The 21,023-nt window shown below is 38.9% G+C and carries 21 protein-coding genes; 6 read left to right on the top strand and 15 right to left on the bottom strand.

Annotated elements, in window-relative coordinates:
* Positions 1–27 precede the first annotated feature (27 nt).
* From AC0OM3_RS21560 to AC0OM3_RS21495, 14 genes are all read right to left on the bottom strand, one after another.
* On the bottom strand, positions 28–753 hold the full coding sequence (locus AC0OM3_RS21560; RefSeq protein WP_061884699.1) for a GntR family transcriptional regulator: 726 nt from the start codon (positions 751–753) through the stop codon (positions 28–30).
* Positions 753–1,769, bottom strand: coding sequence for a sugar kinase (locus AC0OM3_RS21555; protein WP_061884700.1), 1,017 nt, complete (start codon positions 1,767–1,769; stop codon positions 753–755). The genes AC0OM3_RS21560 and AC0OM3_RS21555 overlap by 1 nt, the downstream gene beginning before the upstream one ends.
* Positions 1,762–2,517 carry a 2-dehydro-3-deoxy-phosphogluconate aldolase gene (gene dagF, locus AC0OM3_RS21550; RefSeq protein ID WP_000181922.1) on the bottom strand — a complete coding sequence of 252 codons (756 nt, stop codon included), beginning with the start codon at positions 2,515–2,517 and terminating at the stop codon, positions 1,762–1,764. The genes AC0OM3_RS21555 and dagF overlap by 8 nt, the downstream gene beginning before the upstream one ends.
* Before the next feature lies 1 nt (position 2,518).
* Entirely contained in the window at positions 2,519–3,622 is a 1,104-nt protein-coding gene (locus AC0OM3_RS21545; RefSeq protein WP_474212981.1) for a DgaE family pyridoxal phosphate-dependent ammonia lyase, read from the bottom strand.
* The gene (locus AC0OM3_RS21540) at positions 3,600–4,700 is read right to left on the bottom strand and encodes an amidohydrolase/deacetylase family metallohydrolase (protein ID WP_474212980.1); all 1,101 of its coding nucleotides are present in this window, start codon (positions 4,698–4,700) and stop codon (positions 3,600–3,602) included. Before AC0OM3_RS21540 ends, AC0OM3_RS21545 begins: the two co-directional genes overlap by 23 nt.
* 276 nt (positions 4,701–4,976) lie before the next feature.
* The gene (locus AC0OM3_RS21535; protein WP_000759398.1) at positions 4,977–5,837 is read right to left on the bottom strand and encodes a D-Ala-D-Ala carboxypeptidase VanY; all 861 of its coding nucleotides are present in this window, start codon (positions 5,835–5,837) and stop codon (positions 4,977–4,979) included.
* Positions 5,838–5,919: 82 nt separating this feature from the next.
* Entirely contained in the window at positions 5,920–7,026 is a 1,107-nt protein-coding gene (locus AC0OM3_RS21530; protein ID WP_001085277.1) for a HAMP domain-containing sensor histidine kinase, read from the bottom strand.
* Complete coding sequence (locus AC0OM3_RS21525) at positions 7,019–7,717, bottom strand: response regulator transcription factor (protein WP_000822498.1); 699 nt, start codon at positions 7,715–7,717, stop codon at positions 7,019–7,021. The genes AC0OM3_RS21530 and AC0OM3_RS21525 overlap by 8 nt, the downstream gene beginning before the upstream one ends.
* A gap of 337 nt (positions 7,718–8,054) precedes the next feature.
* Entirely contained in the window at positions 8,055–9,161 is a 1,107-nt protein-coding gene (menC, locus tag AC0OM3_RS21520) for an o-succinylbenzoate synthase (protein WP_000403288.1), read from the bottom strand.
* Positions 9,162–10,607 carry an o-succinylbenzoate--CoA ligase gene (locus AC0OM3_RS21515; protein WP_000449585.1) on the bottom strand — a complete coding sequence of 482 codons (1,446 nt, stop codon included), beginning with the start codon at positions 10,605–10,607 and terminating at the stop codon, positions 9,162–9,164. It lies immediately after the preceding gene.
* A 445-nt stretch (positions 10,608–11,052) separates the two neighbouring features.
* The gene (gene menB, locus AC0OM3_RS21510; protein ID WP_000963875.1) at positions 11,053–11,871 is read right to left on the bottom strand and encodes a 1,4-dihydroxy-2-naphthoyl-CoA synthase; all 819 of its coding nucleotides are present in this window, start codon (positions 11,869–11,871) and stop codon (positions 11,053–11,055) included.
* Positions 11,872–11,940: 69 nt separating this feature from the next.
* Complete coding sequence (gene menH, locus AC0OM3_RS21505; protein WP_001103374.1) at positions 11,941–12,753, bottom strand: 2-succinyl-6-hydroxy-2,4-cyclohexadiene-1-carboxylate synthase; 813 nt, start codon at positions 12,751–12,753, stop codon at positions 11,941–11,943.
* Positions 12,750–14,504: a 2-succinyl-5-enolpyruvyl-6-hydroxy-3-cyclohexene-1-carboxylic-acid synthase gene (gene menD, locus AC0OM3_RS21500; RefSeq protein ID WP_001059227.1), complete on the bottom strand. Its 1,755-nt coding sequence runs from the start codon at positions 14,502–14,504 to the stop codon at positions 12,750–12,752. Before menD ends, menH begins: the two co-directional genes overlap by 4 nt.
* Entirely contained in the window at positions 14,501–15,895 is a 1,395-nt protein-coding gene (locus AC0OM3_RS21495) for an isochorismate synthase (protein WP_000616717.1), read from the bottom strand. The genes menD and AC0OM3_RS21495 overlap by 4 nt, the downstream gene beginning before the upstream one ends.
* Positions 15,896–16,089: 194 nt before the next feature.
* Between AC0OM3_RS21495 and AC0OM3_RS21490 the strand changes: the two genes are divergently transcribed.
* Positions 16,090–17,043 (top strand): 1,4-dihydroxy-2-naphthoate polyprenyltransferase, encoded by a 954-nt coding sequence (locus tag AC0OM3_RS21490; RefSeq protein WP_000425763.1) that lies wholly within the window; start codon positions 16,090–16,092, stop codon positions 17,041–17,043.
* 109 nt (positions 17,044–17,152) lie between these two features.
* Positions 17,153–17,884, top strand: coding sequence for a yteA family sporulation protein (locus tag AC0OM3_RS21485; protein ID WP_000957367.1), 732 nt, complete (start codon positions 17,153–17,155; stop codon positions 17,882–17,884).
* A 44-nt stretch (positions 17,885–17,928) separates the two neighbouring features.
* Here AC0OM3_RS21485 and cspD read toward each other — a convergent pair whose 3' ends face one another.
* Positions 17,929–18,129: a cold-shock protein CspD gene (gene cspD, locus AC0OM3_RS21480; RefSeq protein ID WP_001193054.1), complete on the bottom strand. Its 201-nt coding sequence runs from the start codon at positions 18,127–18,129 to the stop codon at positions 17,929–17,931.
* 391 nt (positions 18,130–18,520) lie between these two features.
* On the opposite strand from cspD, the gene AC0OM3_RS21475 reads away from it, so the two are divergent.
* From AC0OM3_RS21475 to AC0OM3_RS21460, 4 genes are all read left to right on the top strand, one after another.
* Positions 18,521–19,303, top strand: coding sequence for a TIGR00266 family protein (locus tag AC0OM3_RS21475; RefSeq protein ID WP_001201258.1), 783 nt, complete (start codon positions 18,521–18,523; stop codon positions 19,301–19,303).
* 215 nt (positions 19,304–19,518) lie between these two features.
* On the top strand, positions 19,519–19,668 hold the full coding sequence (locus tag AC0OM3_RS21470) for a hypothetical protein (protein ID WP_000521643.1): 150 nt from the start codon (positions 19,519–19,521) through the stop codon (positions 19,666–19,668).
* Between the two features lie 338 nt (positions 19,669–20,006).
* A complete protein-coding gene (locus AC0OM3_RS21465; protein ID WP_089148177.1) occupies positions 20,007–20,729 on the top strand; it encodes a lipase family protein in 723 nt (240 codons plus the stop codon).
* A 76-nt stretch (positions 20,730–20,805) separates the two neighbouring features.
* Positions 20,806–20,940: a hypothetical protein gene (locus AC0OM3_RS21460; protein WP_000911065.1), complete on the top strand. Its 135-nt coding sequence runs from the start codon at positions 20,806–20,808 to the stop codon at positions 20,938–20,940.
* The last annotated feature ends 83 nt before the right edge of the window (positions 20,941–21,023 follow it).

Raw genomic sequence — 21,023 nt, 5'->3', positions numbered from 1 at the left:
AAAAAAAGAGGGCAAATACCCTCTTTTTTATACGTCATAATTCACTACATAATGCTGCATTTCTGTATTGTAGTAGCCTTCGCTATATTCAATTACTTCGCCAACTTCATCGTAAGAATAACGCATACGTTTTAATAGCGCTGTCCCCTCTTTTTCACCTAACGCTTCTGCAACGAAACTAGACGCAAGTCCAACAGCGAATTCATCTCTGAAGTTTTCTAAATGAATGCCTCGGTCCTCGACTAAATCGTAAAGCGATTGTAAATCAAAATCCGATAAATCTGTACTTGCCATTTTCGCTGAGAAATAGTGCGTATAATGAATATACGGTGCATCATTTAACGTATATAAACGTTCAATACGAAAACTCTCTTTACCGAATAATTGAAATGGCACTGTTCCTTCTTCATTCTGAACGATTTCTGCTTTTAGCAATTTCTTCTGTACTTTATAGCCTTCTTCCACTAACACTTCAGTAAATTTCTTTCCCTTTGACAACTTTGTCGCAGAAGTGTTACGGATGACTTTCGTTCCTTTACCGCTTTTCTTTTCCAAATATCCTTCTTGAGCGAGTTCTTTAATCGCATTTCGCACTGTAATTTTGCTCACTTTGAACTCTTCTTCTAACTGTGGTTCGGAAGGAATATTTGTATGAATCGCATATACACCATGCAATATTCGATCACGAATAATATTTTTTATTTGTAAATATAATGGTCCTTTTTTTCTCGTTACGTTCACCGTTACACCCACTACCTTTCTACATCACCTACTGATGTCGTCATTGCCCGAAGTATATCCTTCTCTGATGACATTGGCGTATCACCGACGATTGTATGTGCAAGCATTCCAGCTGCTGACGCAAATGAAACAGCTTTCTCTGGTGCAAACTCTTCTATCTCGCCATGAATAATCCCGCTCGTATAAGCATCTCCAGCACCTATTCTATCATATACAGAAAACGTAAGTGTTTTTGCAAAAGTGAACGCACCATCTTTACATATAAATCCGCGAAGCGAGTGTGTATTATCGCTATTAATAGAGCGATGTGTACCAGCGATTGTAGCGATATGATATGTTTCAGCTGCCTTTGGAATAAGATCAACAAGTTGCGCCTCTCGCTCCGTCTTTTCTGTTTTCATTCCAAGAACAAACATCGCATCTTTTTCGTTCATCATAACGATATCAGCAAGATCCAGCATTTCTTCATAATGTGGTTTCGCCTGCTCATACCCGTCTTCTCCCCAAAGAGATGGACGATAGTTGCAATCAAAGACGACAGTTCCTCCGTTTTCTTTCACTGCTTTCGCCAAAGATTTCATATGATGGCGCACCGTATCATTCATCGCAAGTGTAATGCCGCAAAAATGAACGATATCAATTTCCTTTGCGATTTCTTCAAATTGATACATTTCTTCACATGCCGTATTGAAGCTACTTTCTAATCGATTTGAATATGTAACGCGGCTTGCACGTGTACCAAATCCATTTTCTAAAAAGTACATGCCGACATATTTGCCGCCTCTTGAAACAAGCGAGGTTTGCACACCTAACTTTTGAATGTAAGATAATGCCGCATTCCCAACCGAATTTTCCGGTAAAGTTGAAATAAGAAGCCCTTCATGCCCTAGATGAGAAAGTGCTGCTGCCACGTTCACACCTGTACCAGAAAATGAGTAATTTAATGTGTTTGCTTGCGACAACAATTCATATCCTGGTACTTGCAGGCGCATCATTACTTCGCCGAACGCTGCAATTTTCTTACGCATATTGATCAACTAACTTCTTCACGACTGCTAATAATTCACGAACATCTTCTGTTTTCGTATTGCCAGTTTCTTTATCAATAATAGAAGAGTACACGTGCGGGATAACTTGCTCTACGTTTGCTTCAAGCGCAATACGTACAATTGTTTCAAAGTTTTCCTTATCAATTCCGCCTGTTGGCTCTAATGCAAATCCTTCTTCCGCACAAGCTTTCGCAACTGCGCGATATTCTTCTTCATGAGCTAAACCTTTCATTGGGAAGTATTTCAATGAATTTCCGCCCATATCACGTACAAGTGCGATCGCTGTTTTAATTGGAACGATTGCTTTTTCTTCCCCTGCTGCACTAATTGGACCAGTAGAAATATTTACGTACCCTACTTTTCCTGTTGGTGATACTAAACTATTAATCCAGCTATCTTTTCCGCCAAGATTTGCACGTGTCGCTCCAACTGAAGGGAACACTTGGTTAATATGACTACCAGGATAATACTTCGCAATTTCAGCTACAACTGCTGCTTGGCGATTATCTCCAGCTCCGAGTCCAATTGATACAGCGTCATCAATTTCTTTTCCGTATGCTTTCATCGCTGTAACAGCTTCTTCTACTGTTGGATAATCTTTTGATAATACGCCTACTACTACATAACCTTCTGCTGCTTCAAAAATATCTTTCGCATTTTCTATATTGTTTGCTAATACATTTAATGCTACGCGGCCTTTATAAAAACGTTTTTGAATGTTTGTCATTTTAATTTCCCCCTACAATTTCTCTCAATTTTTCTTCAATCACATGTATGTCATCACCTTGAAGTGGACGTGGATCGATATCAAAGAATCCTTGTCTTACTCCGTAATCACGTGTGTAGATTGCAATTTCTCCTTCGCGTAATGCTGTCACAACGTCTTTTGCCGATTTATTTAACTCTTTTTCGTTAATATGAATACGTGCTCTAAAGATTGCTCTTCCCGCTTCATCTTGAACGATTGTTACATTTACACCGTTTAATTCTTTTAGCGGCATAAGTACTTGTAATAACTCTTTTTCTTGCTCACTCTTATCTTCTTTTACTCCGTACTCATCAAGTGCTTGAAGTAAACCAAAAGTTGTTTCTTTCCCAACTTTCATGCTTCTTCCAATGCAATATAATTGCACTTTCAGCCACTCAATATATTTTCGTTTCCCGCCAACAATACCAGAAGTAGGCCCTTCAATTGCCTTTGAACCACTATAAATGGCAAGGTCTGCATACTTCACATATTTTTGAATATCTTCTTCAGCTGCCGCATCCACGATAAGTGGTACGTTATTTCTTTGCGCGACTTCCCATGCTTCTTCAACAGAAATCATATTTTTTTGCACGGCATGATGCGATTTCACATATAGAATCGCTGCTGTATTTTCACCAATTGCATCTTCAATATGCTCTGCTTTCCCTTCATTTGCGTAGCCAACTTCTACAAGTTTTCCTCCGCCTAAATAAATCATCGTTTCAACTGGAGCACCGTATTGAACGTTATGACCTTTTAACATGATCACTTCGTTTTTCGCGATTACCTCTTGATGAAGTCTTTCACTTTTACGGCGATTTCCTTCAGTAACGATACCAGCGATAGAAAGCGCAATTCCGCTCGATGCTGAATTCACAACGACCGCTGCCTCTGAATCTAGAATTCTTGCAATATGGTCTCCTGCTTTATCTACTAAATCAGCAATTTCCACATAATTTTGTCCCCCATGTTTCATCGCATCCATAACTGTATCTGTCGGAGCAGATACACCTAAAATACTCATTCTACCACTCGCATTAATCACTCTTTTTAATCCGTACTTAGCATTCAATGAATGACCCATTAATTACAACCCCTTTCGTATCAATTCTTCTTTCAGCAATGCGCTGATCCCCTTCTGAATCTATTAACGTAACCTTCTCATCTTTCACCGTAAATAAAGTTAAGTTTGCAATATCTCCTTCTTGAATGCGGCCAAACTCTGGTTTTTTCAGCCATTCTGCCGCATGTTTCGTAACCGCGTCAATTACTTCTTCTAGCGGATAACCTAAGTAAAGGAATTTCGAAAGAACGTGAGCCATACTATACACGGGACCGTGCACGCGATTCTTCCGGTAAATATCTGTACTAATTGTATTAAAAGCAATATCGTGACGCTTTGCGGCCTCTGCTACTTTAAATGAAAAACTAGCATTACCATGTCCAACATCTAAATGCACACCGCGATTCACTGCATCTAGTAATACAGGTAACGGTTTACCTTCTTCATCAAATAAATTATTTTCTTTCCCGTTTAAGTAATGTGTAATGACATCATCTTTTTCTAAAAGAGGTACAACTTCCTCAATGTGAGGAGGCGCTGAACCGATATGTACCATAATCGGTAATGATGTTTCGCGAGATAAAGAGCGCGCTATATGAAGCGGTTCAATTCCACTATCACAAACGACACTTTTACTCATTCTCGCTTTTAACCCAACGATTACATCTTTATAATTTTCTACTGCTTCTATTACTTTCTCTTTATCGATCCATTCCATATTGGATAATTCATCAATTCGTTTCAAACCGATGCGAGAAATATTTAAAAAGGCAAATAAATTCGTTTTTGCCTGCTCTCTACTTTTTACTAAATCTGCAATGCGATCAGCACCGCAACTACCCGCATCAACAATTGTCGTTACCCCTTGCTTAACGCCAATTTCATCAACCTCATCGCCATACGGATCAAACTCTGGAAAAGCGTGAACATGCAAATCAATCCAACCACTCGATACGTAAGTACCAGAGTAATCAAGAACCTTTCCACCCTCACCAACACCAGCTTTCGTCACCTGTGCGATTTTATTATTTTCAATTACAATGTCAATCTCTTCCCCGTTCACACGTTTCACATTACGTAGTACGAATCGTTCTGTCATTGTACTTCCACCCTTTTCTATAAGAAGCCATAAGAATGCGCTTACATTAAAGTTTCATTTTATGTCTCTTTCACACGTTTAGCGTAACATAAAAAAAGGAAGAAGTAAATATAACGTTATAATGTTTAAAAGTAAATCAAAAGATGCTCCTTCAAAATGCTAATAGTATAGGAATTTATATCAACGATTCGACAAGGAATATCGATTTACAGACAAGAAACGTCAATTCCTTTCTTATATAAGAAAAGGCTGTCCCAAATGGCACAGCCTTTTTCTCTATTCCTGAACCGTCACAATAACCCCATCCATATTGTTCCCGGAAATTGCATACTGCTTATTTGCTGGAACATTCACTTTCATATTCCCAGAAACTTTATAATAAGAAACAGTATATTTCTTACCTTCTACTTCAGTTGAAATCTCTTTTTCCTCTTTTAAGAACTCTAAATATTCCTCTAGTGTGAAATTCTTTTTTTGCATAATTGCGCTATGAGGTAGGCCGACATAACGGATATGCCATGGCTCATATTGAATTCCAGTAATGTTACTTTTATTTTTCGGATAACGTAATATAAAGCCATGCTTCCATACGTTCTCTTCAATCCATTTTCCTTCAGGCGCTTTCTCCATTTTCTTTTGAGTAGACCCAATGTCCAGTGATAATCCTAAATTATGTTCACTGTATCCTGCTGGAAGTGCATAATCAGATCCCATTTTTTCATATAACTGTTTTTGCTCTTGGAAATCTCTATAGCCACTACTAATCAAAAAATGGTTAACACTTTCTTTTCCAGCCGCATCGACAACGTTCAAAAACTTTTTCACAACATCCTTTGATAAACGAAGATTTCTATCAAATATTACATAGCCTCTCACTAATTCACTATTATGATTTACATTTATAATATCAGACCTAATACTATCTTTTTTTACTGGATAATCCCTGTTAACTAATAATAAATCGCCCTTATAAATTTGTTCCTTCGTAATCTCTTTCCTCTCGTTGTTTGCCGCCTTTACTAGCTCATCTTTTCCGACAATTTTAACATCGATTTCCTTTTGAAATAACGGTGATATATAAACGCCTACACATACTGTGCATGCTATAAAAAAAGAAATAAATACCCACTTTTTCATTTCTATTTCCTCCTTAACGTAACTTACGTATAGAATAGAAAAAACTATTAAAATAAAAAGTGGGGTAAAGTTTAAATTTTTATTAAATTGTTACATTCTCGTCTTTTGGCAATCGTACTTCAAATATCGTTCTAACTACATTGCTTTCAGCAGAAATCGTACCGTTATGCTGCTCGACAATATTTTTAGCAATGAATAATCCAAGTCCCGTCCCGCCACGGTTCTCTGACCTTGCTTTATCACCTGTATAAAACATATCAAAAAGATACGGTAAATCTTCTTCCGGAATGCTATCTCCGTAATTCATAATTTGTACGACAACTTCTCCATTATCAACATACCCATTCATATCAACAAATTGCCCATCATATCCGTAACGTACGGCATTTGTTAACAAGTTTTCAAATACTCTAGCTAGCAATTTTCCATCACCGTGCATCGGTAAATGAGGATCCACATTCAATCTTGCTTCTAAATGATGTTTTTCTAATAACGGATACAATTCCTCCTCTAGCTGTATAAGCAACTCACTTATATCAATCGGCTTTTTATCCAGCTTTAGCATGCCATAATTCATACGTGTAATTTCGAATAGCTCATCAATTAAACTTTCCAGTCTTTGCGATTTTGTATATGCAATTGTGGAGAAATGTTTAATTTGTTCTTTTGTTAAATTTTCATCTTTAAGAATTAAATCTAAATATCCTAACACGGATGTTAACGGTGTTCTTAAATCATGAGCTAAATTCACAACGAGCTGATCTTTACTACTTTCAGCAAAATCTCCTCTTTCCACCGCTTCTTTTAACTTTTCACTCGCAACATTTATTTCATGTGCGATATCTCCAAACTCATCGTTTGATGAAATGCGCACTTCATTTGAAAAATCTCCGTTCGCCAAATGATGAATCCCGCTTGAAATCTCATCAAAGTATTTTAAGTATGGTTTAGTAAGGAAGAAGAAAAACATAATGGATAGCGGGATGAAAAGAATTAAAAAGAAATTAACATCCCCAATTTGTTTTATCATGAACCGCACTTGCGCTAACGGATCCTCATAACGAACGACTAATTTGTAATAAATCCGTAACCCTTGATAAATGATATACGTTACGCCACCAGCAAATATCATACTTAACGCAAATAGCATAACCATCTTCGAACGAAAACTTCTCATCTTTTTAGCCATTGAAAGTATACCCTACTCCCCACACTGTTTTTATTAACTTGTCCTTTCTTTTATCTTCTCCAAGTTTTTTCCTCAATGTACGAATATGTACCATAACTGTATTTCCGCCTTCATAATAATCATCCGCCCATACTTGCTGAAAAATATTTTCCACATTGTACACTTTCTTCGGATGGCTCGCTAATAAATATAAAATATCAAACTCTTTCGGTGTTAATTCAACTTGTTCTCCGTACACATTTACCGTTCTTCGCTCCGGATCAATAACGACTCCGCCTACCTCTAAAGCTGATTTATTCTCCGCTACTTTCGGCTGATTTAACGTAAGAAATCGGCGTAATTGTGCATTTACACGTGCAACTAATTCAATCGGTGTAAAAGGCTTCGTCATATAATCATCTGCGCCTAATACTAAACCTGTCACCTTATCAAAATCAGACGTTTTCGCACTTAAGAAAATGATTGGCATATGATGCTTCGCACGAATTTGGCGCGTCACTTCATACCCATCCATTTTCGGCATCATAATATCTAAAACCACTAAGTCGATTGGCTGCGTTTCAATAACATGAATTGCCTCTTCTCCATCAGCTGCTTTCACGACGTGGTACCCTTCTTTTTCTAAATGTATCTCAATTAAATCAGCAATTTCTGCCTCATCATCCGCTATTAAAATTGAAATGCGCTTCATTTTACTCCCCCTTTACCCCGCTATTTGCGGGCAGTAAGACTCCCACCTCAAAATTCGGGTGAATCAAAGAAGTTAGGTGGAAGATCAACTGCCCATAAAAGCCCGATTGGTTCAACTAATAATCAGTGGGGATGCCCCACTGATTAAAGTTTCACTTTATACGCTCGATTGTAAACTAGTCTATCCAATTTGTACAATAAGAAAAGGCTACTCACGGGAGTAACCTTAGTAAATAAAATTATATCGACCGTAACTCAAATTATATTAGCGATTATTGAAATATATCGACTTACCGACAATTAACGACGAAATTCGCCCGCTATTTTAAAGACTCAATTTACCGCTCCAAAGCAAGCCGCTGCTTCGTAATCTCCGCCAGCCTTCCGCGATCTACTTCATACTCAGCTTCAACACTTTGCGGCACCATCACTTTCCCGCTCTCAAGCATCACTTCCGGCGAAATAATATCCCTCTCCCAGTGCCTACTAGAAGCAGATATATCACCTGGAATCGTAAAGTTCGGCAGTGAAGCAAGGGCAACATTTTGCGCTCGTGAAATCCCCATCTCTACCATACCGCCGCACCAAACTGATATGTTATGCTCCATGCAATAATTATGGATTTGAACCGATTCTGTTAATCCGCCCACTCGCCCTGGTTTAATGTTCACAATTTGGCAGCTACCAAGGGTAATCGCAACGCGTGCATCTTCTAAACTATGAATACTTTCATCTAAACAAATGGGCGTTTCAATTTTCTTTTGCAACTCCGCGTGATCAAGAAAATCATAATCGGCTAACGGTTGTTCAATCATCATTAATTGGAATTCATCTAGTCGTTTCAGCCTCTCCGTATCCCCTAATGTATATGCTGAATTTGCATCTGCCATTAGCGGGATATGCGGAAACTCTTTTCGAATCTCTTTCAATAATTCGTAATCATGCTCTGGCTTTATTTTCACTTTAAAACGCTCGTATCCTTCTTCTGCATACTTCTCGATTTGTTTTAACATAACTGGAATCGTATTAAGGCCAATTACAACGCCGACTTCAATTTCATGACTAGTTCCGCCAAGTACTGTCGCTAGCGATTTCTTTTGGCGCTTCGCATATAAATCCCAAACAGCCCCCTCTATTCCGGCCTTTGCCATTCGGTTTCTCTTTATATGTTGGAACAAACCAGGTACTTCATTCGGATGAGAAATCTCCGCCTTTAATAAATCCGGTAATAAAAAATCTTGAAGTACATGTAGCGCTGTCTTCACTGTTTCTTCCGTGTACCACGGTTCAGAAAACGCAACGACTTCGCCAAATCCAATGTATCCGTCCGTATCTTCTAATTCAATGACGATACTTTCACGCTTTTCATACGTCCCGTAGCTTGCAGCAAACGGGATTACGAGTGGCATTTCCGTTATATGTAGCGTCGCTTTTTTTATTTCCACCTACATCTCCTCCACTAATTGTCTTAACTCTCGTCTTAACAATTTTTTCGAAGCGTTTCGTGGTAATTCCTCTAAGAAACATGCTTTTTTCGGCACTTTATATTTCGCTAATTTCTCCTCGCAAAAATGAAGAATTTCTTCTTCTGTTACTTCTCCATTTTTTACAACAAAAGCAGCCGGTACTTGTCCCCATTTATCGTCAGTCATCCCGACCACACCTGCTTCCGCAACCATCGGATGAGAAAGCAACACTTCTTCAATTTGAGCCGGATATATATTCTCTCCGCCAGAAATAATTAAATCACTGCGTCGATCTAATACGTATAAAAATCCTTCTTCGTCTAAATAACCGAGGTCACCAGTATGAAGCCATCCGTTTTGAATTGTTTCGCGCGTCGCATCTTCGCGGTTAAAATAACCGCCTGTTACGTTTGGTCCTTTTACTACGATCTCACCTTCCGCAAATGGCGACACTACTACGCCATCTTTTTCAATACGGAGTTGGCACTGAAATAGTGGTTTTCCGGCTGATCCTACTTTCGTTAACATGTAATCAGCTGATAACGTACAAATTTGTGAAGACGTTTCTGTCATACCGTACGTTTGATATACAGGAATTCCTTTATCTACACACGTTTCTAATAGTGGTTTCGGCGCTGGTCCTCCACCAAGTAACATGCATCTTAAAGAAGATGGGTATGCCCCTTCTCCAAGTCTCTCTAATAAATCAGTCAACATTTTAGAAACGACAGAAATAATCGTAACGCCTCTCGTTTGAAGTGCTTTATGAATAAAATCAGCATCATATTTCGGAACGAGTAAAATGCGCATGCCATACATAATATTTTTCATTAAAAGAGATAGCCCGCCAACGTGGAACATCGGCATACAAGCTAACCAGCAATCGTCATCACGAAGGCCTAAGTTAAGCGCAGAGCCAACCGCGCTTGACCAGTGATTCCCGTACGTTAAAATAACGCCTTTCGGTTTCCCTGTCGTCCCAGACGTATAAATAATTGTCATCGCTTCTTCTAAAGAAAACTCTTCTTGTATAGAGGCTTCCTCTTTTGGTCCATTCATCACTTCGGCGAATGAATATACAGGAATATCTTTAGCCTCAAAATCTTGATCCGTCACTAAACAAATAACTTCAGCATCATCCATTTGCCAAAGTAGCTCTTCTCTTGAAAGACGCGTATTTAAAAGCACAGCTACTGCACCTACGTAAGATAGGGCGTGAATAACTGTAATCATCTCCATACCATTTTTCATCAGAACAGCCACCTTTTGCCCACGCTTCACTCCAACATGCGTGAGGTGTTCACAAACAGATACTACTTTTTCATGCAGCTGCATAAAAGTAACTTTCTCTTCCTCTATTTCAATTGCAGTGCGATCTGGTGTTAAAAATGCACGTTGCATTAACCAATTTGGCATCGTCTCCATCATTCATTCTCCTTTCATGAAAGAAAGAGACTTGATATGACATCAAGTCTCTTAGTTGTTTTGTTTCCGGTTAATCTCATCTAGTTACAGCGGCTAGAACAGTCGGTCGTTTCACGCCTTCCTACGAGGCAAAAAGCGCCTCTTCGTCAGGAGTTCCAACGCCCTCTTGTTCTAAGCAAGCTGCTTCCGCTTTTGGTTTCATCTAGCTACAGCAGCTAGAATGTTCGGTGGCTTCACTTCTTCCTACGAGGCAAAAAGCGCCTCTACGTCAGAAGCTCCATCCCCCTCACATTCTGAACGAGCTACTTTCGCTTTTGGTTACATCTAGCTGCGCCTCCTAGCCCCTTCCGTCTAAGAACCTTCCGCACGAGAAAGTAAAAAACACTTTCTGTGCGAAAGAACCTTAGCCAGCGGGGCTAAGCAGTCGGCTCCGCTTTTGGTTTGATCACGGGAAACGAGGGAATTGACCGAAGTCCGGACTGCGTTTTTCTTTGAATGCGTCGCGACCTTCTTTTGCTTCGTCAGTTGTGTAGTACAATAACGTTGCATCTCCAGCTAGTTGTTGAATACCAGCTAGACCGTCTGTGTCTGCGTTGAATGCAGCTTTTAGGAAGCGAAGTGCCATTGGGCTGTTTGCTAAAATTTCTTCTGCCCATTGTACTGTTTCTGCTTCAAGTTGTTCTAATGGTACTACTGTGTTTACTAAGCCCATATCAAGCGCTTCTTGTGCGTTATATTGGCGGCATAGGTACCAAATTTCGCGAGCTTTCTTGTGTCCTACCATACGAGCTAAGTAACCAGCTCCGTATCCACCGTCAAAGCTTCCTACTTTAGGACCTGTTTGTCCAAATACAGCATTGTCTGCAGCGATTGTTAAATCACATACGATATGAAGTACGTGTCCTCCACCGATTGCATAACCTGCTACCATTGCGATAACTGGTTTAGGAATTGCGCGAATTAGACGTTGTAAATCTAATACATTTAAACGAGGGATTTGGTCGTCACCTACATATCCACCATGACCGCGAACTTTTTGGTCGCCGCCAGAACAGAATGCACGTCCACCTTCACCTGTTAAAATGATAACGCCAACATTTGCATCATCACGAGCATGTGCAAAAGCGTCGATTAACTCCATTACCGTTTTAGGACGGAATGCGTTATGTACTTCAGGGCGGTTAATCGAAATCTTTGCGATACCATTGTATGTTGAATAAATAATATCTTCGTAATTGCCTTCTTTTACCCATTCAATAGCCATTACAACTACCTCCTTGTATATTTCTGATCTCCTCTATAAGTGTAACTTCATTCTTAACTGAAAAAAGCATCACTGCATAGTTTTTAGAAATCCCTTTACTATTGTATCAAACTTTTCCGGTTGTTCCACATGAATTGCATGGCCAGCACCATCAATTTTGACAAATTTCGCGTCAGAGACGCATTTTTCGATGTTTTTTAATATGCGAAAGAACTTTTCATCATGCTCCCCGTTCATTAAAAGAACAGGCATTTTTAAGTTTTGCAGCTCATTCCACCAAGAAGGCTGAGCCCCTGTTCCCATGCCGCGCAAGCTATTTGCGAGCCCTTTTGGATTGTTAGCAAGTCTTTCTTTTCGCACTGCTTCTTGTACGTTTTGTTCTAAACTTTTTTGCCTTTCAAATAGCGGAATATTTTCCCACATTGTTACAAAACTTTCGATGCCTTCTCGCTCAATTTTGTGAGCAAGTCGCTCATCTTTTTCACAGCGTTCTTCCCGCTCATCTTCCCTTTCAAGCCCAGCTGTACAATTTTCTAATAAAAGAGAATGTACATATTCTGGATATAGACATGCCATCGTAATTGCCAGTCTACCGCCCATTGAATAGCCGAGTATGTGCGCTTTTTCAATATGAAGATAATCTAGTAGTTCTTTCATTTGCAATGCTACATTTCGAATATCATAATGCGTCACATCTTCAGGGCTTTCTGTTTTTCCGTGCCCAACAATGTCTACTAAAATGACTTGAAATTGCTCGCTCCAAGAAGGAACGAAAGAACGCCACGTTTCCATGCTTCCCGTAAAACCATGAAGAAGTAGAAGTGGTTCCCCGCTTCCGACTACTTCATATTCATACGATACACCTTGCAGTGTTACGTTCATTTTGATTCACCTTGCAACGATGCAGTAATTACGTCCTGCGTTTTTGCCCATAATTTACGATGCAATGTTAAGTTTTCATCACGGTTCGTACAAATTTCTACAACGTGTAAACCTTCCGCCCTTGTTCCTTTTTGTACCTCTTCTCGGAATTGCTCCCAACCATTTACACGACTAAATGAACCGCCATACATTTTGACAACATGTTCATAATCAAGCCCAATCGGTGTTCCAAATAACGATTCGAAGTGTTCCTTTTTCTCATATTGTGGTAAGAATGAGAAAATACCGCCACCATCATTATTTACAACGACAATCGTTATATTTAATTCGTGTAATTTTGCTGCTAACAGTCCATTTAAATCGTGATAAAATGATAAATCACCAATCACTAATACAAGTGGGTCACAAATAACGCTCGCTCCTAGAGCTGTCGAAATGATTCCATCAATACCATTTACACCGCGGTTTGCCATCACATGGATGTTTTTATCCGATGTGAAGAAGAATGAGTCTGTATCACGAATTGGCATACTATTGCTCGCAAATAATGTTGCGTCTTCTGGTAATACGCGCACAATATCTGTAATAACCTTTCCTTCAAATGCAGTTTCATATGTTTCCATTTCACGAAGCGTTTCCTTCGTTTTTTCGTTTATATGTTGCCACATTCGGAACCAATCATTCTTTTTCATAACTGGCATTTTTTCTATTAATGCCTTGCAGAATTCAATGTCACTTGCTTGCACAACTTCTGTCGCAACAAGAGCTGGGTCTCTCCATTGTCCTGATTCATCGACAACGATATGAACTGCTTTCGTTTGTTTTTTTATGAACTGCGTTAACGATTTAGAAACAGGCATACCACCAAAGCGAATTAAAACATCCGGTTTCCATGTTTCTTTTAACTGTTCATTTCGTAAAAATGTATCATAACAGTCAATTACCATCGTTTTATCGTGGTGCCCGCTACGAATATTAGAAAGTGGGTCTGCTAATATAGGATAGCCAGTTTTTTCAGCTAATTCTACCGCAAACATTGCGATTTCTGCATGACTATCATCTCCACAAATAATAAGCCCCTTTTCCATATGTGAAAGGCGCCCTACAAGAGAATCTACATATTCACTCGGCATCACCGCGTTTCCTTGTTGAACTACTCCTGTATATTCACTACGTCCTTTATCCCATAAGCTTTCTAGTGAGAAATCAGGTATAAGTGGCTCGCGAACTGGAAAATTAAGATGAACAGGACCCTGCGGCGCTAAACAAGCATTTGCTATCGTGCGCTGCGTCGTCATACGAGCATAATGATACATCGTTTCACTTGCTTCTGGCAGTGCCATCTCTGTAAATTGTTTCACAAAAGTACCGTATAAATTAAATTGATTCATCGCTTGTGGTGCACCGACATCTCTTAATTCATGCGGCCTATCTGCCGTTAAGACGATAAGCGGCACTCGTGAATGGAAAGCTTCACATACAGCTGGATAGTAGTTCGCTGCTGCCGTTCCTGACGTACATAATAATGCAACCGGACGTTTTTTCGCTTTTGCGATACCGAGCGCAAAAAATCCTGCAGATCTTTCATCTACATGTAAATATGTGTTCATTCCTTCGTGTTGTTCCATTAGTAGAGCAATCGGCGTTGACCGTGAGCCTGGACTAATGACAACATCACATACATTTAGACGCGTCAGTTCATCCACGAACGCGCCTAAATAATATGATAATGCTTCTATATGATTGTTCATTTCATTAATTCCTCCAAAGCACCAAGCATCGGTCTAAACTTCAAACTTGTTTCTTCATATTCAAGTTGCGGTACTGAATCAATTACAATCCCGCAACCGGCAAATAAGGATGCCTTCTCGCCATTTAATAATCCGCAGCGAAGTGCAACCGCAAATTCACCATTTCCTTCATCATCTATCCAGCCAATCGGTGCACCATATAATCCTCTATCTAGCAATTCAACATCACGAATTAATTTCATCGCTTCTAAACGAGGTGTCCCGCCAAGAGCTGGTGTTGGATGTAATTCTTCTACCATCGTTAAAAGACTCGCATCGCCTTTTGCCTCTACAGGCGTATATAAATGAATTAAATTTTTCGTTGTTAATAAACCTGGACTTTCTGGAATATTAACGTATTCGCAGTGCTCATTTAATACCGACCTGATCATGTTCACAACATAACCGTGTTCAGCTAAATTCTTTTCATCATGAAGAAGCGCATCACTATTTCGCTTACTTTCTTCTATAGATTGACCATGACCAGTTGAACCAGCAAGACACATTGAAGTAAACTTCTCATCTTCTTTGCGAATTAATCTCTCTGGCGTCGCTCCTAAGAAGCATGCTCCTTTATAATCAAAAGAAAATACGTAACAATCCGGTTGCCCAATGCGAAGTGCTTCTAAAACAAGCGCAGAATCAATATGATGATCCATCTCTACTTTTAGCTCCCTCGCTAATACAACCTTCTGCACGTTTCCCTGCTTCATCTCATCTTGCACTTTCTCAATAGCCTTCATCCAGCCTTTCGGATCCACTTCTACTTTAGAAGTAACTGTTAATTTCGATCCTTGTAGTGCACATTTACTCTTCTCAAAAATTTTCTCTTCTAAAGAAACAATTTCGTTATAAAGAGTTTCTGCACAATCTGTTGCTGAAACGAATGTATTCATTGTTAACCATGCTTTTTCATTTTTTACAGTTAATAAAAATGCTGGTAGTGAAAATGTCGTATCATCAAATTCTTTCCATAAATCTGTTTTCTCTTTTTCTTGGTCAAATGAAAACCCGCCAAATAAAAGAGGACCTGTTCCAAATTCGTATTTTTCCCTTTGTACAAATGCTTTCTCTTTTACTTTATCCCACTCGTCACGAGCAGTTTGAAAGCGTTTGTGAGAAGCAGTTGCTATAGTGAAAACAGAACCAATTCCAGCAAATATTACATGCTGAGCTGGGTCTGCAAAATAACATCTATTTTCGAATGCAATCCTTTTTCCTGCTGCATAAAACAGAAGCGGATCCATCCAGTCTATTTGTTTTACGAAGCTCACCAATATTTTTTCATCAGTTGCACGCTTAATGGCCGCACTTAGAACTTCTTGCAAGCCTATTTGTTTCGTTTGAATCACAATTGTCTCCCCCCTATGGGCGAAAAATAGTCATAATTACGCTTGATTTTAAGATACACCTCAAACGAAAGGCCTGTCAACGTTTAGCATTTCTGAGAAATTCACCTTCTCTTCCTAGAAAATAAACGTTGACACTAAATGATGCTTTTTCTACACTTAGTTGTGTACAATATGTGACCAAAGGAGGATTCAACATGGAAATGAACGTCAAAACGAATTCCTCTCCTACGGCGCCAAAGCCAAGTAAGCAAACAGGCTGGCGCATTTGGTGGAGTTTACTACGTCCCCATACATTAACAGCAGCTTTCGTTCCTGTTTTCATCGGAACAGCCTATGCAATGCAGGTCGGAGGTATAAATCAAATACATCTCCCTCTTTTCCTTATAATGCTTCTTGCTTGTCTTCTCATTCAGGCAGCAACAAACATGTTTAATGAATACTTTGATTATAAAAGAGGGCTCGATCACGAAGGTTCAGTCGGTATCGGCGGCGCTATCGTTCGCGATGGCATTCAGCCAAAAACAGTGCTTAACTTAGCATTTGGATTTTTCGGCATCGCAATACTATTAGGTGTTTATATTTGTATGAATTCTAGCTGGTGGCTTGCTGCAATCGGTCTTGTTTGTATGGCCGTTGCTTACCTTTATACAGGCGGCCCACTTCCCATTGCGTATACACCATTTGGAGAGTTAACAGCCGGATTATTTATGGGTGTCATTATTATCGGGATTTCATTCTTTATTCAAACTGGGGCTGTAACATCGGAAGTCATTTTACTATCTATTCCAAGCTCCATTTTAATTGGTGCCATTTTACTAGCGAATAACATCCGTGACTTAGATGGCGATAAAGAAAACGGTCGTAAAACGTTAGCCATTCTCGTTGGACGTGAAAGAGCCGTTGGTGTACTCGCTTCTATGTTCATCGTTTCCTATATTTGGACAATTGCTTTAATTATCGTGGGCATCGTATCACCATGGATGCTTATCGTATTTTTAAGTGCACCGAAAGCATTTAAAGCGACGAAAGGCTTTATCGGCAAAAGCATTCCAATGGAAATGGTACCTGCGATGATAGCAACAGCAAAAACAAACACAATCTTCGGTCTCCTCATGGGAATCGGATTATTACTTGGATATTTCCTTTAAAAGGAGCTGCTAATGCGGCTCCTTTTTCATATACCAATTTCAGCTCATAATTCCTCCTCGCAACGCTCATACTATGTAAAGAAACTGAATTGTAGGAAGGTGGACGACTATGTTAACTCCACAACAAATAAATCAATTTAAATCCGTTTTAGAAAAGCAAAAACAAGAACTAGAGCAAACGATACAAACACATGAAAATGAAGATCGTGCATCTGAACGTGATTCCGTTGGGGAATTATCTAGCTACGATAATCATCCAGCTGATATGGCAACAGAGCTATATGAGCGTGAAAAAGACTTCGGGCTTATTGAACTTTGGCATAAACAACTAGCGGATACGAAACATGCCCTGCAAAAAATAGAAGCAGGTACGTACGGCATTTGCGAAGTGTCTGGCGAAGAAATTCCATTTGAAAGATTGGAAGCAATGCCGACTGCTACAACATGCATCCAGCACGCGACAAATAAGTTAAATATGAATACACGACCAGTTGAAGAAGAAGTGTTATCCCCTTCTTTTCACAAGCATGATGAGGATCATTCTGTTGAGTACGATGCGGAAGATGCGTGGCAAGATGTCGCAAATTACGGAACGTCTGAAACACCGTCCGATTTAGAAAGACAAGATTCAAAAAACTATAATGGCATGTACGTGAATAGTGAAGAAAACGTAGGCTACGTGGAGGATTTTGAAAACTTTATCGGTACGGATATGTACGGGAAAAACCCACAAGTTTTCGCTACAGAAGAGCATGAAGAATATGAACAAATGCTTGATGATTTTGAAGAACGTACCTTCAAAGGTGAATTATCTTCAAATGAGTCGAGCTCCAAAGAATAAAAAAAAGCATTCCGAAAATCGGAATGCTTTTTATCGCTAGCTAATTAGTTTTTTGTAACGTTAGCAGCTTGTGGTCCACGGTTACCTTCAACGATTTCGAAAGAAACTTCTTGACCTTCTTCTAAAGTTTTGAATCCGTCACCTTGGATAGCTGAGAAGTGAACGAATACATCGTCTCCACCTTCAACTTCGATGAAACCGAAACCTTTTTCGCTGTTAAACCATTTAACTTTACCTGTTTGCATGTCATGTACCTCCTAAATAAAAATGAAACTATGAATCCACATGAAAAGGTGGATATAAAGGACATGAATGTATAACAAGCTTACAGCCTTTAATTCAACGTGCTTTATTTCCGTACCACATTATGTAGCTCAATAGTGATTTCACTATATCACGCTATATCCAAAACGTCAAATGAGAACACTTTCATTCCACCATTTTTTTATAATTTTAATATAATGTTGAATTTCCATATTCATATTTTATCCCGCCATTTGCGGACAGCTCAATTGGTGGGAGCTGATAATCAGTTTCGATACTCCCACTTTATTTAAAAATTAACAAAACTAAAGTATTCTAATCCTGTTAAATTCTGTACAATATAAGTATCTATTACATACGAGGTGAAAAAAAATGAGAGCACACGAAATCGAGTATAAGTTATACGGCGATGATATGCAGTTTGTTGAAATTGAGTTAGATCCAGAAGAAAGCGTGATCGCAGAAGCTGGCGCAATGATGATGATGGAAGATTACATAGAAATGGAAACAATCTTCGGTGATGGTTCTGGCCCATCTGGAGGTTTATTCGGAAAATTAATGGGCGCTGGTAAGCGTCTCGTTACAGGTGAAAGCATGTTTATGACTGTATTTACAAATACAGGTCACGGCAAGCGCCACGTATCATTTGCTGCCCCTTATCCAGGTAAAATTATTCCTGTAGATTTAACAGAATATCAAGGAAAAGTAGTTTGTCAAAAAGATGCATTTCTTTGTGCAGCAAAAGGCGTTTCTATCGGAATCGAGTTTACGAAAAAAATCGGAACTGGTTTCTTCGGCGGTGAAGGTTTCATCATGCAAAAACTCGAAGGTGATGGACTTGCTTTCATGCATGCAGGCGGAACTGTATATAAGCGTGAACTAAAACCTGGTGAAAAACTTCGCATCGATACAGGCTGTCTCGTTGCCATGACAAAAGACGTTAACTACGACGTCGAGTTCGTTGGAAAAGTAAAAACAGCTCTATTTGGCGGTGAGGGTTTATTCTTCGCAACGTTAGAAGGACCTGGAACAGTTTGGATTCAGTCCTTAACACTTAGCCGCTTAGCAGCACGCCTGACAAGCCCAGCAGCGCAAGGCAGCGGTGAAGGTAGTGTATTAGGTGGACTTGGTCGTTTATTAGATGGGAAAGAGTAAACTGTGCCCTTATGTGGGCATGGCAATCAACTAATAAAATAATAAAATTAAAACACCCTTGCTTGCAGTAATTGAAGTGAAAGGGTGTTTTAATTTACGTCTACAAACGAGAAAAAGCAGTTAAAATAAAGTAATAAGGTTTACTTCAGGAAAATAAGGTATATTATATTTGTTGAATAGATTCTCTTTAGAGACAAGAAAAGTAGGTGAACAAAGTGGGAAAATATCAATTGGATTCCAAAAGTCAGGTAGCTGTGGCAAAGTTTCATGAAAAACAGAAGCCTGCCAAATTTGATAAAAAGCAGCAACTTGAAAGATTGCGTACGGAGTATTTGAAAAAGAAGCAAAAACAAACAGATAAATAATATGTTTTATTTTCCGAATTTTTTCTGTATGTAACGCAAACAAACACAAGAAAATAGGTAAGTTATTCATCATTCAAATATATACAGGCTATTTTTTCAAACCTCTTACTTATGCAACTAACGCATGCGTCAGTTCATTAAGAATAACTAAAAAAGTCGATTCCTTGAGATGAAAAAGAGTAAACAGTGCCCTTATCAGGCACTGTTTTATTTTGACATTATAATTTCCTCCACTAATTTAGGTAAGCGATACAAGCTATTCCCCACCTCCAAAAGAATGAATCAAGTTCCTCACCGCATATATTAAACTATACCTTTTCTTAAGGAGGGCTACCTTAATGCGTACTCCTTTATCCTTTGATAAAGAAACTGCCATACTGTTAGCTTCTTGTTGTGAGTTAACGTATGAACAATATAAACAAAATGGTATTTTCGAAATACCAGATGGTTTTCAATATGTACAAGGTTTTCAAGGAAAGGCCATTCAAACAACAGAATGGTTCGGATTTATATTAGAATCTGAGGATACAATTATCGTTGCCTTCAGAGGCACTCAAACAGATCCAGATTGGATTATTGATTCTCTCGTCAATCAAAAACCTTATCCTTATGCTTTAAATGGCGGAAATGTCCATAACGGTTTTCTCTCTATTTATGAGTCTTGTCGTGATTCTATTATGGATATGCTCGTATCATTGCCAGCACATAAAAAACTGCTAGCTACTGGGCATAGTCTAGGTGGCGCGCTTGCCACATTACACATATTAGATGCACGTATAAATACTGCCTTCGCACAGTATGGACTTTATACATTCGCTTCTCCAAAAGTAGGAGATATCGCTTTTCGAAATTATTATAAACTACAAGTAGCTAGTAGCTTTCGTTTCGTCAACTTATTCGATGTCGTCCCACTTCTCCCTCCCCGAAACATAAATTTTAATGATTATGATTGGGAGTATGCACACGTCCATCACAACATGACATTTACAAAAAACACAAAATCCATTACAAATAATCATTCCATTACAACATACAAAACATGTCTGACTTCTCATTTTTAACCAGTAAACAATTGGAAATAAAATATTCGTATACTATAATAATCTATGAAGTTATTTTTGGATGAGGGGACCTTACATGTTAAAATTTATCTTCGCATTTTTCCTTATTGTAATTTTTACGGTTACAGGTTTCTTTACATTTTCATACTTTGCGACAGGAGAGTATGATGGGGCAGGTATCATATATACCACTGTTCCATTTCTTTCTTAAGCAAAATAAATAAAACGAGCTTAATTTTATTAAGCACGTTTTATTTATTAATATCCATTTCTGTTGGTAAATCGATAATATAT

It is taken from the genome of Bacillus sp. FAU20 (genome assembly GCF_056033865.1).
Note: the sequence above shows the minus strand (reverse complement) of the source record. Positions and strands in the feature narration are given on the sequence as shown.

Bases quoted from the DNA above. Each gene is read 5' to 3' on its own strand.
- AC0OM3_RS21465 (WP_089148177.1), top strand. From the start codon at position 20,007: ATGCGTACTCCTTTATCCTTTGATAAAGAAACTGCCATACTGTTAGCT.
- AC0OM3_RS21535 (WP_000759398.1), bottom strand. From the start codon at position 5,837: ATGAAAAAGTGGGTATTTATTTCTTTTTTTATAGCATGCACAGTATGT.
- AC0OM3_RS21460 (WP_000911065.1), top strand. From the start codon at position 20,806: ATGTTAAAATTTATCTTCGCATTTTTCCTTATTGTAATTTTTACGGTT.
- menB (WP_000963875.1), bottom strand. From the start codon at position 11,871: ATGGCTATTGAATGGGTAAAAGAAGGCAATTACGAAGATATTATTTAT.
- cspD (WP_001193054.1), bottom strand. From the start codon at position 18,129: ATGCAAACAGGTAAAGTTAAATGGTTTAACAGCGAAAAAGGTTTCGGT.
- AC0OM3_RS21490 (WP_000425763.1), top strand. From the start codon at position 16,090: ATGGAAATGAACGTCAAAACGAATTCCTCTCCTACGGCGCCAAAGCCA.
- AC0OM3_RS21515 (WP_000449585.1), bottom strand. From the start codon at position 10,607: ATGGAGACGATGCCAAATTGGTTAATGCAACGTGCATTTTTAACACCA.
- AC0OM3_RS21555 (WP_061884700.1), bottom strand. From the start codon at position 1,769: ATGCGTAAGAAAATTGCAGCGTTCGGCGAAGTAATGATGCGCCTGCAA.
- menD (WP_001059227.1), bottom strand. From the start codon at position 14,504: ATGAACAATCATATAGAAGCATTATCATATTATTTAGGCGCGTTCGTG.
- AC0OM3_RS21525 (WP_000822498.1), bottom strand. From the start codon at position 7,717: ATGAAGCGCATTTCAATTTTAATAGCGGATGATGAGGCAGAAATTGCT.
- AC0OM3_RS21540 (WP_474212980.1), bottom strand. From the start codon at position 4,700: ATGACAGAACGATTCGTACTACGTAATGTGAAACGTGTGAACGGGGAA.
- AC0OM3_RS21485 (WP_000957367.1), top strand. From the start codon at position 17,153: ATGTTAACTCCACAACAAATAAATCAATTTAAATCCGTTTTAGAAAAG.
- dagF (WP_000181922.1), bottom strand. From the start codon at position 2,517: ATGACAAACATTCAAAAACGTTTTTATAAAGGCCGCGTAGCATTAAAT.
- menH (WP_001103374.1), bottom strand. From the start codon at position 12,753: ATGAACGTAACACTGCAAGGTGTATCGTATGAATATGAAGTAGTCGGA.
- AC0OM3_RS21530 (WP_001085277.1), bottom strand. From the start codon at position 7,026: ATGGCTAAAAAGATGAGAAGTTTTCGTTCGAAGATGGTTATGCTATTT.
- AC0OM3_RS21475 (WP_001201258.1), top strand. From the start codon at position 18,521: ATGAGAGCACACGAAATCGAGTATAAGTTATACGGCGATGATATGCAG.
- AC0OM3_RS21545 (WP_474212981.1), bottom strand. From the start codon at position 3,622: ATGGGTCATTCATTGAATGCTAAGTACGGATTAAAAAGAGTGATTAAT.